A 14351-nucleotide genomic window follows, 5' to 3' on the forward strand; every position below is an offset into this window, starting at 1 on the left:
AACGAAAAATAGGGATAACTAAGGCGTTTGCAACTAATTGAAACTTTCATTCTCCCGAGTGGACCTAGAGTATTTGTGTTATAGGATTAAGAATAAAATACTTAACTTAGTAATTGTAATCTAGGTTACTTTGCTTCAGTAGAATCATTGATTTTTATAAAGTAGTTAAAATCAAACTACTCATTATTAGGAATAGAAAAACTAACAACGGTTCCTTGACCAGTTTTACTTTTCAATACTAGCCCTTTTCCATATAGTTGTCTTAATCTACGGTCTGTATTAAGTAAGCCGATGCCCTGTTCTTTTGAGTAATCATCTTTTTGATTAAAAATATCTTGAAGTTTATCTTCAGGTAACCCTTGGCCATTATCAATTATAGAGATAGTAGTAAAAGTATTCTGTTTTCTTATTTGTATACGAATCGTACCTCCACTTGTTTTTTTGAGGATGCCATGTTTCACAGCGTTCTCCACAAGTGTTTGGATAGAAAGTGGCGGTACATGTATATCAATAGGGTCATCTATTTCCCAAACAACCGTTAGACGGTTGCTAAATCTTTCATTTTCGATATAAATATAAGAACGAACAAGGGAAAGCTCATAATCAAGTGGAACAGTAGGTTCAGTATTTTTAAAGTCAAAACTTAGGCGTAAATAATTGCTAAACTCTTCAAGTAGTAGTTGCATTCTTGGTGTATCCATCATACTAAGGGCTGCAATTGAGTTTAAAGTGTTAAATATAAAATGAGGTTGGATTTGGGATTGTAACCAAGCTCCCTCCATACGTAGCCTTTCTTCAAAAGTCAATTTTAATTCCGATAAAGCCCTCACTCTTGCTTTTAACTCCCAACTATCAACTGGTTTTGTTATATAATCATTTGCTCCTGATTGTAACCCTGTCAAGATATCTTCAGACCGTGTTCTAGCAGTTAATAAAAGTACAGGAAGTTCAATTAAGCTAAAACGGTTTCTAATAATTTTGGTAAGTTCATAACCAGACATTTGAGGCATCATTACATCGGAAATGACCAGGTCATAGGATTCAATTTCAAGTTTAGCTACTGCTTGAAAACCGTTTGATACTGTGGTTATTTCATAACCATCATTTTTTAAAACATTTTGTAGAACATATAAATTAATGGGGTCATCATCGACTGCTAGTATCTTCATTCTTTTATTCAGATGAATATCTTTTAAATCACAAAATTGATCTGGATGAACATGTTCGATAGTTGCAGCAACTTTATCCATCATTTGATTCTCTATCTTTGACGGAGAAGTGCCTTCTGCTTCTACACTCTTATTTAGTATGGGAAGAGAAAATGTAAAAATAGAGCCTTTTTCTGAAGTTGATTTTAAGGATAAATCTCCATTGTGCAGTTTAACTAATTCCTTACAAATACTAAGACCAATACCTATGCCACTACTATCCGTTCTATTATTCTCACTAGCTTGTTCAAAAGGCTTAAAAATTCTCTCTATTTCTTCAGGATTCATTCCTACTCCCGTATCTTCAATTTCAATATGAGCCATTCCATTTATTCTTGAAGCACGAATTATAATGGTACCTTCATCGGTGAATTTCAAAGCATTATGTAATAAATTGAACAAGATTTGTATGAGTCTATTCTCATCTGCTAGGACTGGAGGGAATGTGTTTGATATTTCGATTTTAAATTTAACCGGTTTTTTATCTCCAAGGAATTTCAACATATCAATGACCCCTGCTGTTACGACTTGCAAATTAACTCTGTTCATATTTAGTTGAATTGTTTTTTGTTTTAAACGAGTGACATCAAGTAGATCATTCAAAAGTAGGGAGAGCCTCTTACTTATGTCAATGGCTATACTTAAATGTTTTTTGTGCTCGTTACTAGGTGGTTTATCTTTATCATCAAGTATTGTTTGAATCATATTCATAATTCCATGTAATGGGTTCCTTAACTCATGAGAAGTTTTAATTAAGAAATCATCTTTCCGTTGATCTTCCAGCTGTAATTGCTCAGCCAGTTTTTTTGCATCTGATGTAGCGATAAAAAAACGTTTAAACCAAAATGCCGTAAAAGATAATATTGCAAAAATAAGATCAAAAGGATAATGCATCACATCAATGGAAGCATCGCTCAAATTACTTGTCCATATTAAATTAACAGCTATACTTAAACAACCTATGATAATGAAGATGATTCCTTCTATTTCATTTATAAACTTTCGAAGGATATTGATGGATATCATTACAGATATTATTAGCACACTACCAAGTACAATCTGGATTAGATTAATAATGTCCTTGGATGATGAAATTAAGACAAAGCCTATATCCAACATACAATATAAAGAAAAGTATCTTATCATTCGTTTATTTCTCGGGTTAGGAAATAGATTGTGAATAAAGGGCGGAATAAAAGCCGCAATACCAATATATGATAAAAAGGTGATTTTTACCTGAAGTTCATAATCGATACTCAACCATGTAAATAACAATCTATCATCGGATGCTAATACACTAATAACCGCAGAAAATAATAATAGCGAAAAATAAACCATCACTTTTCTTTGAGTTGATCCAATAAAGAATAAAATGATTCCATATATTAGATGTAAAGTTAAAACAACACAAAGCAATAATTGTAAATTGTTTGAAATGTAAACTCGGTGGTTAATGGCATCAATCGTTCCCAAACGAATGGGTTTTAAAATTCCTGCTTCTTTAAGATTACTCGATACATGAATCAGCAATTCAATTTCACTCTTATCTGTGTCAAAACTAACGGAATAAGGTATTGTATCTGCTTCATGCTGATTTTCTTTTATAGCTGGGGTCCCTGAGCCCCCTATAAGTTGTCCATTCACATAGATTAATGTTGCATCTTTGACAGAATTTAGCCGTAATCCAAGAGTAGGAATATCCGTATCATTAATCAAAATTTTTAACCTATATGTGCCATACCGGAAGTCATCCTTCCCTTCAAATGATCCATCCCAGGAACTAATGGAAGGAATGCGCAGATATTTTTTATTATGTTCGGGAAGTGAGTTTGATGTTGCGAGAGAATGTGGATAGAATTCCCATTCTCCATTTAACATAAATGTTTGTTTACTCGAGAAATCCCAACTCCGTAAATCTAATTCCCCTTGTTTTGCAGTAGGAGCCGATGGATAATCTAATTTCTCTATGAAGTTCATCCAAGACACGCGGATAATTGTAATAACTATGAGAAAAAAAATAATAAAAATCCATTTCCTCTTTGTTAGTATCTTCATTTGTTTCATCCTTCACACAGAAAATTTATTAAAATGAATCTATCAATCTATAGATAATGAGATTTGAAAAAATTATTACGATATTCTAAGATTTAACCAAAATATGCTATATCCATTTATAGAGTTTTTTTCCAATTATTATCATACAATTCTTTAATGAAGTAAATCATTATTTTGGATTTAATTGTAGTAATTTAGTTGTTGTATAATTTTGAAAACGCAGATAATATTTAATGAAAATTTCGAAGGTTATTAATTATTACTGTCATTTAAACCACAATTGAGGAATAAAGACTTATAAGGTGTAATAAATCAACTATGAAACACTACTGCTATAGGGGATGCCACTGAGGGTTTTGATAGGTGTCAGATTAGAAGAATATTTGGTTTATTGTTCATCTATTAAGAATGAACGCTCTCGAACATACGAGGCTGTAAATTGTTTTGGAAGTGTTCTTTTGAAATCTTAGTCTAATAAAGTGAAGTGAGGGGATTACATGGGACCAGCTTTGCAAATTAGCCCAATTGATTCGTATATTGATGAAGATGTAATGATTAAAGTAACTGGGTGTTCGGCCGATGCAGAAGTCCTTATAAAAGCAATAACATATGATGAAAAAGGAAAAATGTTTTATTCGTATGCTAGATTTGTAGCTAATAATGAAGGTGATATCGACGTAAATTCTCAGAAGCCAATGGAAGGGACATATAATGAAGTGGATGGTTCTGGTTTGTTTTGGTCTATGAAACACGCTGATTCAAAATTGGATGATTATTATGAGAAAAGCAACATGGATAAAGTTACGATCAATTTGTTTTTAATAGTAAATGGGGAAGAGGTAGATTCATTAACTATTTTCCGATATTTTTATAAATCTGGCATAAAAAAAGAAGATATCCAGTTTGAAGAAGTTAAAGGAACGTTATTTCGTCCTGAATCACAAGGAAAATATCCTGCTATTATTATATTAAGTGGTTCCGATGGTGGATCGAAGGAACATGCAGCTGCTTTATTAGCTTCAAAAGGTTATATAACATTAGCCTTGTCTTATTTTGGGGAAGTAGGTGTACCGAAGGACCTAGAACATATCCCATTAGAGTACTTTCAAAAAGCAACTATTTGGCTGCAAGAACACCCTTTTGTGAAGGGAAAGGTAAGCTTAATTGGTTATTCGAGAGGTGGTGAACTTGCCTTACTCTTGGGAGCTACATTTGATTACTACAAATCAGTCATTGCATGTGCACCTAGTGCTTATGTAACTGCGGGTATGAAAAATGGGATTTTTGCACCGATACCCTCATGGACAATGGAAAAACGGCCATTACCATATATAAGGTTTAAATATCGCTTTTCCACCATGTTCACTTTACTTAAAAACTGGATATTAAAACAACCCATTTCCTATCTTTCGATTTGGGATAATACGTTGAATGAAGAGGGTGGGATTAGGGAATCAAGAATTCCCGTTGAGAATATAAAAGCCCCTGTAATGTTCATTTCAGGGGAAGATGATCAACTATGGCCATCAGCAAGGTATGTAAAAATGATGGAAGAGAAGTTAAAGCACGCTAAAAATAATTCTAGTCAGAATCGTTATTTGTATTATAAGGGTGCAGGCCACTTTATATCTTTTCCGTACAGCTTCGTCAACCTTCCTGCCAATGTATTAATGAACGTTGGGGGAGGCATGACAATGACTTTTGGTGGTACTAAATCAACCAATGCAGCAGCCGCAAAAGATTCTTGGAGAAAAATATTAGATTTTCTCAATGAGTCTAAAGACGTTTAATACGATATACTTTAGTGACCAGAAGTTTAGAAAAACCTTGATGCTAATAATCCAGACATAAAAGAAAGTCACACCATCATGATTGGTTGCGTTATAAAATGATAGGGTGAAAGAGTATAAAAACAAAAAAGAGTTTATTTACTCATTTTTTAAGGATTATATAAACAGAAAAAAACTTTAACAAGGGGCTGGGACATAACGAAATGAGCTAACCTCAAAAACGAACAATAATTATGGTCTATAAGACATCATTTGCAAAAAATACGTTCCATTGTGCTACAGAGACTGGAGGTGTTGAGCCTCCTCAGCATTGCTGTAGTGACCCCTAAAAGTTAGACACAGTTATTTCATGAGGCAACTTGTTCAAAATGAGTTCGGTATTGTACCGGACTCATTTTCAATTTTCCCTTTAACCGTTTCCTATTATAGTATTCTATATATTTTTCTAATTCTAGTTTAAAGTGGTTCACACTTTCAAATTCCTTAAAATAAAGCAATTCTGACTTCAGTATCCCAAAGAAGTTTTCCATTACAGAGTTATCGTAACAGTTACCTTTACGTGACATACTCTGTTTAACCCCTTTTGCTTGAAGCAAGTTGCGATATTGGTTCATTTGATAATGCCATCCTTGGTCGGAATGCATGAGTAATTGATGCCTTTCTGGTAAGGATTCTAATGCTTTTTCTAACATGTCCGAAACTAATGAATACGTTGGTCGAGAACCGATGGTATACGTAATAATTTCACCATTAAATAAATCTAATACAGGCGATAGATACAGCTTTTCACCAAATAGCTTGAATTCTGTAATATCTGTTACCCATTTTTCATTCGGTGCGTCCGCACTAAATTGACGGTCTAAATGATTTGGCGCTATTTTACCGACTGTGCCTTTATAAGATTTATACCTTTTCATCCGCACTAGGCATCTTAAACCCAGCTCTTTCATGATTCGTTGAACCTTCTTATGATTTACTTTTTTCCCACGATTCACTAGCTCATCCCGAATACGACGGTAACCGTAACGACCTTCATGTTCTTCATAAATGGCTTGGATTTCTCCTTTTATATCGGTGTCTGGATCAAGTCGATTCATTCGTTTTACTAAATTATAATAGGTGCTGCGTGGAATGCCAGCGAGTTTTACGAGTGACTTCACCGAATACTTATGCCTTAACTCATAGACTACTTGTGCTTTGTCTTGTTTGGTGATTTTTCCTTGTTTTGAACTAAGGCATTCAACTTTTTTAAATACTCATTTTCCATTTCCAGTTGTTTTATTCGATTTTCTAGTGCTTCAAAAGAACGGTCAGTAGAACTTTGTTTATTTGAATCTTTTTTCATGGATAGACGCCCCTGTTCCTGTGACTGAAGGGCATCTATCCCTTGTGTTTCAAACTTTCTTTTCCATACAGCTAGAGTGGAATGCGCTGGGATATTAAAAATAGCTGCCGTTTCACATAGAGAAGTACCATTTTCAGTCATATATTGTAGTACTTCTAGTTTAAACATTTGTGTATAACTTGTACAACGTTTCACCAATGCCTCTGCACCATTGTAGTTGTATTGTCTTACCCATTTAACAATCGATTTGTGATCTATTCCAATAGATTCTCCAATTTCTCTGTAACTTTCTTTTCCGCTTAAATAGCGAGTCACGGCTTGTAGCTTCATTTCCGCAGTAAATTTGGACAAAAAAACTGCACCTCCAATAGTTGTAGATAGTGTCTAACAATTGGGGTGCAGTTCATGCCTGCGGGGCCTCAAGCTCTCCCTCTACTTCCCGCAGGAGTCGAGTGCCTTCCGTTTCATTCCACTATTACTTCACATAAAAGGATAAATTACAAAAACCTGAGTGATTAGATGTTGGATACTACTAGTTATTCGGATAATCCTTAGCTAGAATACTTATGTCCCAACCCCCTTATCCTTGTAACTCAAATTTAAACAACTTTATTATCTCGATACATTGAATACTTTTGCTTGCAATAGTGGATATTCATGTTTAGCTATTTCATATTCCAAAAACATAGGACGGTAAGGAATAAAAATTTATTGTTTTTCAATAAATAATAAGGTAAGATAGGCATAATTAGAATTAGTGAGGTGTGTTTATGAGACAAGGGAAAGTGCTCTTTTTAAAAGTGGTGATTGTGATTCTTGGCTTGATTGTGTTAGGGATCTGCATCGGCTTGCCTTTTTTAGCAAAAGAAACAGCAGAGCTGAATCCAGCATATGCTTATTTAAAATATCCCGTATTATTTGGAATGTACCTAACTGCAATCCCGTTCTATTTTACTTTGTATCAAGGATCTAAGCTGTTAAGATATATTAGTGTTAATGAAAGTTTTTCTGAGCATTCCGTAGCTGCACTAAGAGCTATTAAATATTCCTGTGCTAGTATTAGTGTAATCTATCTAATTGGTATGATATTTTTATTTACGCAAGATGCCCTTCATCCAGGAGTGGCTTTGATGGGATTTGCTATTATATTTGTAACAACGATTCTTTCGATTTTTTCCGCAGTCCTTCAAGAACTTTTATATAATGTATTAAAAATAAAGTCAGAAAATGATTTGACCATCTGAGGTGAGAATGTGGCCATTATCGTCAATATCGATGTAATGTTAGCAAAAAGAAAAATGAGTGTAACAGAATTATCAGAACGAGTAGGCATCACGATGGCGAATTTGTCCATTCTAAAAAATAGTAAAGCAAAAGCAGTAAGGTTCTCCACGTTAGAAGCAATTTGTAAAGCATTAGATTGCCAGCCTGGTGATATACTTGAATATCAAGAAGATAAACAGACCGATTCTGCTACATAACTCCACTATCACAAGCGACTTTTCTTAAGGAAAGTCGTTTTTTTAAAATAAGAAAATGTAAAGTTACCTTGACGTTAAGTTAGCTTTACTATAAAATGGCTATAATTAGGAGTGGTACATATGGAGAATCGTTTAATGCACTATAGAAAAGAGTTTGGTTATTCCCAAGATCGTTTAGCTTCCACTTTAGGCGTTTCAAGGCAAACAATTATTTCAATTGAAAAAGGAAAATATAACCCCTCCTTACCACTCGCCTTTGAAATTGCTCATTTATTTCAAGCAAAGATAGAAGATATTTTTATATATGAAAAGCCATTGAAAGGAGAGGAGTAAAATGGAAGGTTCAAGAAGAATATTTATTGTTATTGGATCTTTTCATCTCATCATTTCGCTATTTTTACTGACTGTATCGATTTTAGCGACAGAACTGACCATGACTTTCTTGATGCCCCTTGCGATCGCAATTATGTGCTATTGTTTAGGTTATTTATATCCAGAATGGAAGCAAAAGGATGAACGAATGCGTTTAATCCGGACAAAGGGGTTATCAGCTTCTTTTATCGCTCTTTTGCTATACTATTTTGTTTTTAGCGGATTATTGCAATTCAGTGTCATCAGTATAACAGCCATACAATTGTTAAACTTGCTAGGTGCCCTAATGATTATCACCGTTTTTCTAAGCTTTGTTATTTTTGCAAAAATCTATTAATCAATGAAAGTGGTGAAACGATGAATGTCTTTTTCCCGTTTCTCGTCTTTATGATTGCTTTCCTCTCAATTGCATTTTTAATTAGAAAAGATAAAAACGAGCAAAAGAAATTAACGAAGAGGGGATGGGTGAAATTCGGTTTATTATTAGCTGTTGTTTTTGTTCTTGTTGCTTCCTTTGTTCTTAAGTGAGTCACAAACCTCATTTGCGAGGCGCTCATTTTCTTTTCTCACCTTGAGAGACTCGCAAACCTCATTTGCGAAGCGGTCAGTTCCTTTTCTCTTACTGAGAGACTCGCAAACTTCATTTGCGAGGCGCTCATTCTCTTTTCTCATCTTAAGTGACTCACAAACTTCATTTGCGAGGCGCTCAGTTCCTTTTCTCTTACTGAGAGACTCACAAACTTCATTTGCGAGGCGCTCATTCTCTTTTCTCACCTTGAGAGACTCGCAAACCTCATTTGCGAAGCGCTCAGTTTCTTTTCTCCTACTGAGAGACTCGCAAACCTCATTTGCGAAGCGTTCATTCTCTTTTCTCATCTTGAGAGACTCACAAACCTCATTTGCGAAGCGCTCATTCTCTTTTCTCATCTTGAGTGCCTCACAAACTTCATTTGCGAGGCACTCAGTTCCTTTTCTCTTACTGAGCGCCTCACAAACTTATTTGCGAAGCGCTCATTCTCTTTTCTCACCTTGAGAGACTCGCAAACTTCATTTGCGAGGCGCTCAGTTCCTTTTCTCTTACTGAGAGACTCACAAACTTCATTTGCGAAGCGCTCATTCTCTTTTCTCACCTTGAGCGCCTCACAAACCTCATTTGCGAAGCGCTCATTCTCTTTTCTCATCTTGAGAGACTCGCAAACCTCATTTGCGAGGCGCTCATTCTCTTTTCTCATCTTGAGAGACTCACAAACCTCATTTGCGAAGCGCTCATTCTCTTTTCTCATCTTGAGAGACTCGCAAACCTCATTTGCGAAGCGGTCAGTTCCTTTTCTCTTACTGAGAGACTCGCAAACTTCATTTGCGAAGCGCTCATTCTCTTTTCTCATCTTAAGTGACTCACAAACTTCATTTACGAGGCGCTCAGTTCCTTTTCTCTTACTGAGAGACTCACAAACTTCATTTGCGAGGCGCTCATTCTCTTTTCTCACCTTGAGAGACTCGCAAACCTCATTTGCGAAGCGCTCAGTTTCTTTTCTCACCTTGAGAGACTCGCAAACCTCATTTGCGAAGCGGTCAGTTCCTTTTCTCTTACTGAGAGACTCGCAAACTTCATTTGCGAAGCGCTCATTCTCTTTTCTCATCTTAAGTGACTCACAAACTTCATTTGCGAGGCGCTCAGTTCCTTTTCTCTTACTGAGAGACTCACAAACTTCATTTGCGAGGCGCTCATTCTCTTTTCTCACCTTGAGAGACTCGCAAACCTCATTTGTGAAGCGCTCAGTTCCTTTTCTCTTACTGAGAGACTCACAAACTTCATTTGCGAAGCGCTCATTCTCTTTTCTCACCTTGAGAGACTCGCAAACTTCATTTGCGAAGCGGTCAGTTCCTTTTCTCAACTTGTTTCGAACTAAAGAAGTGTGACTGCCTTCTAAATGCTCAATGAAAACCTTAAATGGATGAAATAGATCAATTAGATAATTAGCAGCGATAAAAGATTTTTAGAAATTGGAGCCACAATCATTTTCATAGTGTACTATTATATTATTATTCGATATCAACTGGAGGTAAGAATGAAAAAACAGCGATTGTATGGTATCCGCAGTTCAGTGAATACGAATTAAGTGTGGTACAATCTGTGTTAATGCAAGGAAATAAACAGATTATTACTGTGGGAGTGAGCGAGGAACCGGTTCGAGGTGAAGCTGGATTAGTCTGTGTTCTGGATATATCTATTGTTTTAGAAGAAGAGCGGTTACTACAATTGATTAAAACAAGCTTTTTAAACATGACTATAAAATTGGGAGCATTTCAAGTTCTCCTCATTTATTGGCATCGGCAGGTGGGCTGAAGCGGAGAAATTATATAGTCGGTTTACCGCTTGAATATCTAGAAAATTCTGATGTGTTTAATGAAACGAAATTTATCGCAAACGGATTAATACAGGATGGGTCGTTATTAACGCCAAAGGCTCAAGTTTCAACACATGCGGTTTACTTTTCGGTTCTATGTTAGGTCTAACCTTTAATTAAAGGTGGTATGGTAATGGAAGGTTTTCCTGAATTAGAAACAAGTCGTTTAAAATTATTAGAAGTAAAAGAAGTATATGCTTGGGAATATTATGCGGTTTTATCGAATGAAAAAGTGACGAGATATTATGGTATGGATACTTTGACGGATTATAACCAAGCAGTAAATATGATTAAACTCATGAAGGAGACTTTTCAGAAGCAGCGGGGAATCAGATGGGCAATCGTACTGAAAGATTCTGAGAAACTAATTGGTACAGTTGGCCTTAACTTATTGAATAGAGGTCAGTCTAGAGCAGAAATCGGTTATGAGCTCCATCCAGATTTTTGGAGAAAAGGGATAGCAAGTGAGACTCTAGAAAAGGTATTACAATACACATTTGAAACATTACAATTAAATCGTGTTGGTGCAATTACTTTTCCTCAAAATAAAGCTTCGATTGAATTGCTTAATCGTTTCAGATTTCAGCAAGAAGGCATACTGAGACAATATCTCTATCAGAATGGAGAGTCACATGATGCTTGTATTTTTTCCTTATTAAAAAATGAATGGATGACAAGATAATATGAAACTACAAATGTTGACCCACCAAGACATTGATGGCATCATTCGACTATCACAATCTGTTGGCTGGGATTATGATCAAGCTGAAGTAACGACTATTTTAAATTCAAGTAAGGTTTTTGGACATAAAAATGAAGCTAATGAGGTAGTGTCGTCTGCAGCAATTATTCCATACGGGGAGAAGGCTGCTTCGATTGGTATGGTGATTGTTCATGAGGAGTACCGAGGAAAGGGGTTAGCAAGGGCCTTAATGAAGGAATGTATTGGCCAAGTAGATGAGCAAACAATCATTCAATTAATCGCAACTGCCAATGGGCGGCCGGTGTATGAAAAAATCGGTTTCCACATGGCAGGGGCAGTAAAGAAATTGATTGCGCCAACTCATTTTTTAAACAATCATAAGCTTATATCCTCGCCACAAGTGGTGCCATTTCAGCAAAAGGATTTTCAAGAAGTGGTTGCCCTAGATGAGAAAGCCTTTGGTGCTCATCGAACACAGTTCCTCTCGGAGAGAATTAGACAAAGTAAAGATTGCTTAATCCTTAAAAGTAAGGAAGGAAAGATAACCGGGTACGGTCTTTCAATTTTTGGTCCAGTTTATACGATTCTTGGCCCAATCGTTGCACCAGATACCCACTCAGCATTTCAAATCATCAGTCAGCTTAAGAAAAGAGAAGGAAATGGCGTAAGGATAGATATTTTATCACAACAAAACGAGCTGCAGGAATTGCTAGTAGCAGCCGGTTTTGAGTTGATTAATGAGCCACCAATGATGATGTTACATTCAAATAAGATACCAACAAGAACGGATCAACTATTTGCCATTGCCTCGCAGGCTTTTGGATAAATAATTTAGGTTATTCTTTCTTTTCCTTTTCCTTCAATAACGCAATCATTTCTTCATGCAATTCATTAGATTTAGCTAATTTACGTTCTATAGAAAATAAAGTAGCCATGACAAAGATAAACCCTATTACGGCAATGAACATATGGATTGCTCCTTTTTTACACCTATTTTATAATGGGACAGGTTTAGATATATAGTGAAAAAGGTAGGGTTTGTAAGGAGTTATTGCTTTTTAATCCCAGCAGCATAGAATGGTCCATTCAGGGTAATGGTGGATAATATATGAGCTATTTCTTCAGGTGTTTCATTCTTATCCCCAAGTAACCATTGTTGCAGGACACCAATATGTGCTGAAGCGATATAAGATATTAAGTATTCTCTTGGAACAAGTAGTTGATCTTCTTTAATCAGTGGCCCATTGGGGTCATCGAATAGCTTTTTGAACATAAATTTTTTTACCTTTGTTTGGAAAGAAAGATCACCTTTTGGTCCTAAAATGGCTTTCAGAAAGTCTTTATGGTGTTCAATGTATTGGAAAATACCTATGATTAGTGAAAACGAACCACCAGGGTATTGATTGACTTGTTCATATACTTTAGGGATGTTTTTCTGAGCAATCTCAGATAATCCAAGCATAATTTCTTCCTGACATTTATTCATCAAATCGTATTTATCCTCATAATGTGCATAAAAGGTTCCTCTATTGATTCCGGCTCTTGTTGTAATATCTTTCACTGTTACTGCTTCAAAACCCTTTTCTTCAATTAATTCCGCGATTGCTTTTCGAATAGCTTGTCTTGTGCGTGTTACCCGTAAATCTTGATTCTTGTTTGTCAAAAAAATCCCTCCATAAGCGACAGATTATAAGAATAGGTTCCATAAAGAACAGATTCTCTCTTTTTGATTATTGAATGGCCAACCTCTTGATATTTATAATTATAACCAACAACGTGTTGTTTAATATTATATCTTAAAAAGGAAGGCGACCATATGAAAATTTTTAAAGATAAATTAACATTGGCTACACCCATTCTCGCATTTGTTATAATGTTTATCTTTTCACTGACGTTATTTCCAACAGTTAATCCCACACCTGAAAACTTACCTGTTGCGATAGTCAATGAGGATGAAGGGATGGAAGTAAATAATCAAGGATCTATCAATATAGGGGAGACGATGGTTGAAAACATCAGGGAAGCGGGTAGTAGTACAGATGATGATGAAGCTGCAGTGAAGTGGGTCGAGGTTAAGAACAAGGAAAAAGTAGTAGAAGGTCTCGATAACCAAGAATATTATGCTGCTCTTGTCATACCAAAAGATTTCAGTGAAAAACAAGCTTCATTAAAAACAAATCATCCAGCAAATCCTGAAATCGATATCATCATTAATCAAGGGATGAATGCCGCTGCCTCCTCTATGGCTAATCAAATGCTTAATCAAATGGTTGATCAATTAAATCAGCAGTTACGTGCGCAAATTTTTGCGGAGTTAAAAACGGCAGATACAGCTGTTTCTGTTTCACAAGCAGAGGTGTTAGCTGAACCGATTGCAGTGAATCATCAGAACGTGAATGCGGTTGGAGAAAACAGCGCAAATGGTAATGCACCAGTCTCTTTATTCCAGCCACTTTGGATTGCAGTCATGGCAATTGCAGCAATTTTGTTTATTGCTGTGAACAAAATGACCGTACATTCACGTAAAGAAAATATTACTATAAAAGTGGGCCAAATTGTAATTGGTCTGTTTGCTTCTTTAATCATTGGATTTGGTCTGCCATGGTTAGCGGAAGACTTAGTTGGTATGAACATTCCATCATTTATGGACACGGCGTTATTTTTATCAGCTACATCCTTCTGTTTCTTTTTAATGATCTTAGCTGTTTTATCTTTGTTAGGCATTAAGGGTATTGCTATTTTCGCGCTTCTATTATTCTTTGGCGCCCCATTATTATCTATGGCCCCTGAGATGATGTCTTCATTCCATCAAACTTGGATCTATTCTTGGTTACCAATGAGATTTCTAGTAGAAGGATTGAGGGAGTTATTCTATTTTGGGCAATCGTTCTCATGGGATTTGATTTCCGTCCAGTTTTGGATTGGTTTAGTCAGTATAATAGTGATTTTCTTAACAGCACTAAAGTTGAAGCCCAAAAAATAGTGAGAT

Annotated in this window: 14 protein-coding genes; 8 read left to right on the plus strand and 6 right to left on the minus strand. The window is 35.8% G+C overall.

What is annotated here, in order from left to right; all coding sequences use genetic code 11:
- Positions 1-176 precede the first annotated feature (176 nt).
- Positions 177-3086 carry an ATP-binding protein gene (locus MKX67_RS04215; protein WP_342488901.1) on the minus strand — a complete coding sequence of 970 codons (2910 nt, stop codon included), beginning with the start codon at positions 3084-3086 and terminating at the stop codon, positions 177-179.
- Positions 3087-3760: 674 nt separating this feature from the next.
- Between MKX67_RS04215 and MKX67_RS04220 the strand changes: the two genes are divergently transcribed.
- Positions 3761-5053, plus strand: a complete 1293-nt coding sequence (locus MKX67_RS04220) for an acyl-CoA thioesterase/bile acid-CoA:amino acid N-acyltransferase family protein (protein WP_341054334.1) — start codon at positions 3761-3763, stop codon at positions 5051-5053.
- Between the two features lie 347 nt (positions 5054-5400).
- On the opposite strand, the gene MKX67_RS04225 is transcribed toward MKX67_RS04220, so the two are convergent.
- Positions 5401-6749, minus strand: a protein-coding gene (locus MKX67_RS04225; RefSeq protein ID WP_224935613.1) for an IS3 family transposase whose coding sequence is annotated in 2 segments (ribosomal slippage) — positions 5401-6305 and positions 6305-6749 — 1350 coding nt in all. Because the reading frame shifts where the segments join, the coding sequence is not laid out codon by codon here.
- A 419-nt stretch (positions 6750-7168) separates the two neighbouring features.
- Between MKX67_RS04225 and MKX67_RS04230 the strand changes: the two genes are divergently transcribed.
- The 4 genes from MKX67_RS04230 to MKX67_RS04245 all read left to right on the plus strand — a co-directional run bounded on the left by MKX67_RS04230 (position 7169) and on the right by MKX67_RS04245 (position 8588).
- Positions 7169-7642 (plus strand): DUF2975 domain-containing protein, encoded by a 474-nt coding sequence (locus MKX67_RS04230; RefSeq protein WP_095370516.1) that lies wholly within the window; start codon positions 7169-7171, stop codon positions 7640-7642.
- A 9-nt stretch (positions 7643-7651) separates the two neighbouring features.
- The gene (locus tag MKX67_RS04235) at positions 7652-7879 is read left to right on the plus strand and encodes a helix-turn-helix transcriptional regulator (RefSeq protein ID WP_095370515.1); all 228 of its coding nucleotides are present in this window, start codon (positions 7652-7654) and stop codon (positions 7877-7879) included.
- A 120-nt stretch (positions 7880-7999) separates the two neighbouring features.
- Positions 8000-8212, plus strand: a complete 213-nt coding sequence (locus MKX67_RS04240; protein ID WP_095370514.1) for a helix-turn-helix transcriptional regulator — start codon at positions 8000-8002, stop codon at positions 8210-8212.
- 1 nt (position 8213) lies between these two features.
- A complete protein-coding gene (locus MKX67_RS04245) occupies positions 8214-8588 on the plus strand; it encodes a permease (RefSeq protein WP_307314954.1) in 375 nt (124 codons plus the stop codon).
- A 146-nt stretch (positions 8589-8734) separates the two neighbouring features.
- On the opposite strand, the gene MKX67_RS04250 is transcribed toward MKX67_RS04245, so the two are convergent.
- Positions 8735-9178: a hypothetical protein gene (locus MKX67_RS04250; protein ID WP_342488902.1), complete on the minus strand. Its 444-nt coding sequence runs from the start codon at positions 9176-9178 to the stop codon at positions 8735-8737.
- Positions 9175-10095: a hypothetical protein gene (locus MKX67_RS04255; protein WP_342488903.1), complete on the minus strand. Its 921-nt coding sequence runs from the start codon at positions 10093-10095 to the stop codon at positions 9175-9177. Before MKX67_RS04255 ends, MKX67_RS04250 begins: the two co-directional genes overlap by 4 nt.
- A gap of 697 nt (positions 10096-10792) precedes the next feature.
- Between MKX67_RS04255 and MKX67_RS04260 the strand changes: the two genes are divergently transcribed.
- Together MKX67_RS04260 and MKX67_RS04265 are read left to right on the plus strand one after the other, a co-directional pair.
- Complete coding sequence (locus tag MKX67_RS04260; protein ID WP_322910110.1) at positions 10793-11341, plus strand: GNAT family protein; 549 nt, start codon at positions 10793-10795, stop codon at positions 11339-11341.
- 1 nt (position 11342) lies between these two features.
- Positions 11343-12188: a GNAT family N-acetyltransferase gene (locus tag MKX67_RS04265; protein WP_342488904.1), complete on the plus strand. Its 846-nt coding sequence runs from the start codon at positions 11343-11345 to the stop codon at positions 12186-12188.
- A gap of 10 nt (positions 12189-12198) precedes the next feature.
- Here the strand turns inward: MKX67_RS04265 and MKX67_RS04270 are convergent, their stop codons facing one another.
- Together MKX67_RS04270 and MKX67_RS04275 are read right to left on the minus strand one after the other, a co-directional pair.
- On the minus strand, positions 12199-12330 hold the full coding sequence (locus MKX67_RS04270) for a hypothetical protein (RefSeq protein WP_267892255.1): 132 nt from the start codon (positions 12328-12330) through the stop codon (positions 12199-12201).
- An 80-nt stretch (positions 12331-12410) separates the two neighbouring features.
- Positions 12411-13025: a TetR/AcrR family transcriptional regulator gene (locus MKX67_RS04275; protein WP_095370507.1), complete on the minus strand. Its 615-nt coding sequence runs from the start codon at positions 13023-13025 to the stop codon at positions 12411-12413.
- A gap of 159 nt (positions 13026-13184) precedes the next feature.
- Here MKX67_RS04275 and MKX67_RS04280 point away from each other — a divergent pair, with 159 nt between their 5' ends.
- Entirely contained in the window at positions 13185-14345 is a 1161-nt protein-coding gene (locus MKX67_RS04280) for an ABC transporter permease (protein WP_307315371.1), read from the plus strand.
- The last annotated feature ends 6 nt before the right edge of the window (positions 14346-14351 follow it).

This window comes from Cytobacillus sp. FSL W7-1323 (genome assembly GCF_038595015.1).
GTDB classification, from domain to species: Bacteria; Bacillota; Bacilli; order Bacillales; family Cytobacillaceae; genus Cytobacillus; species Cytobacillus kochii.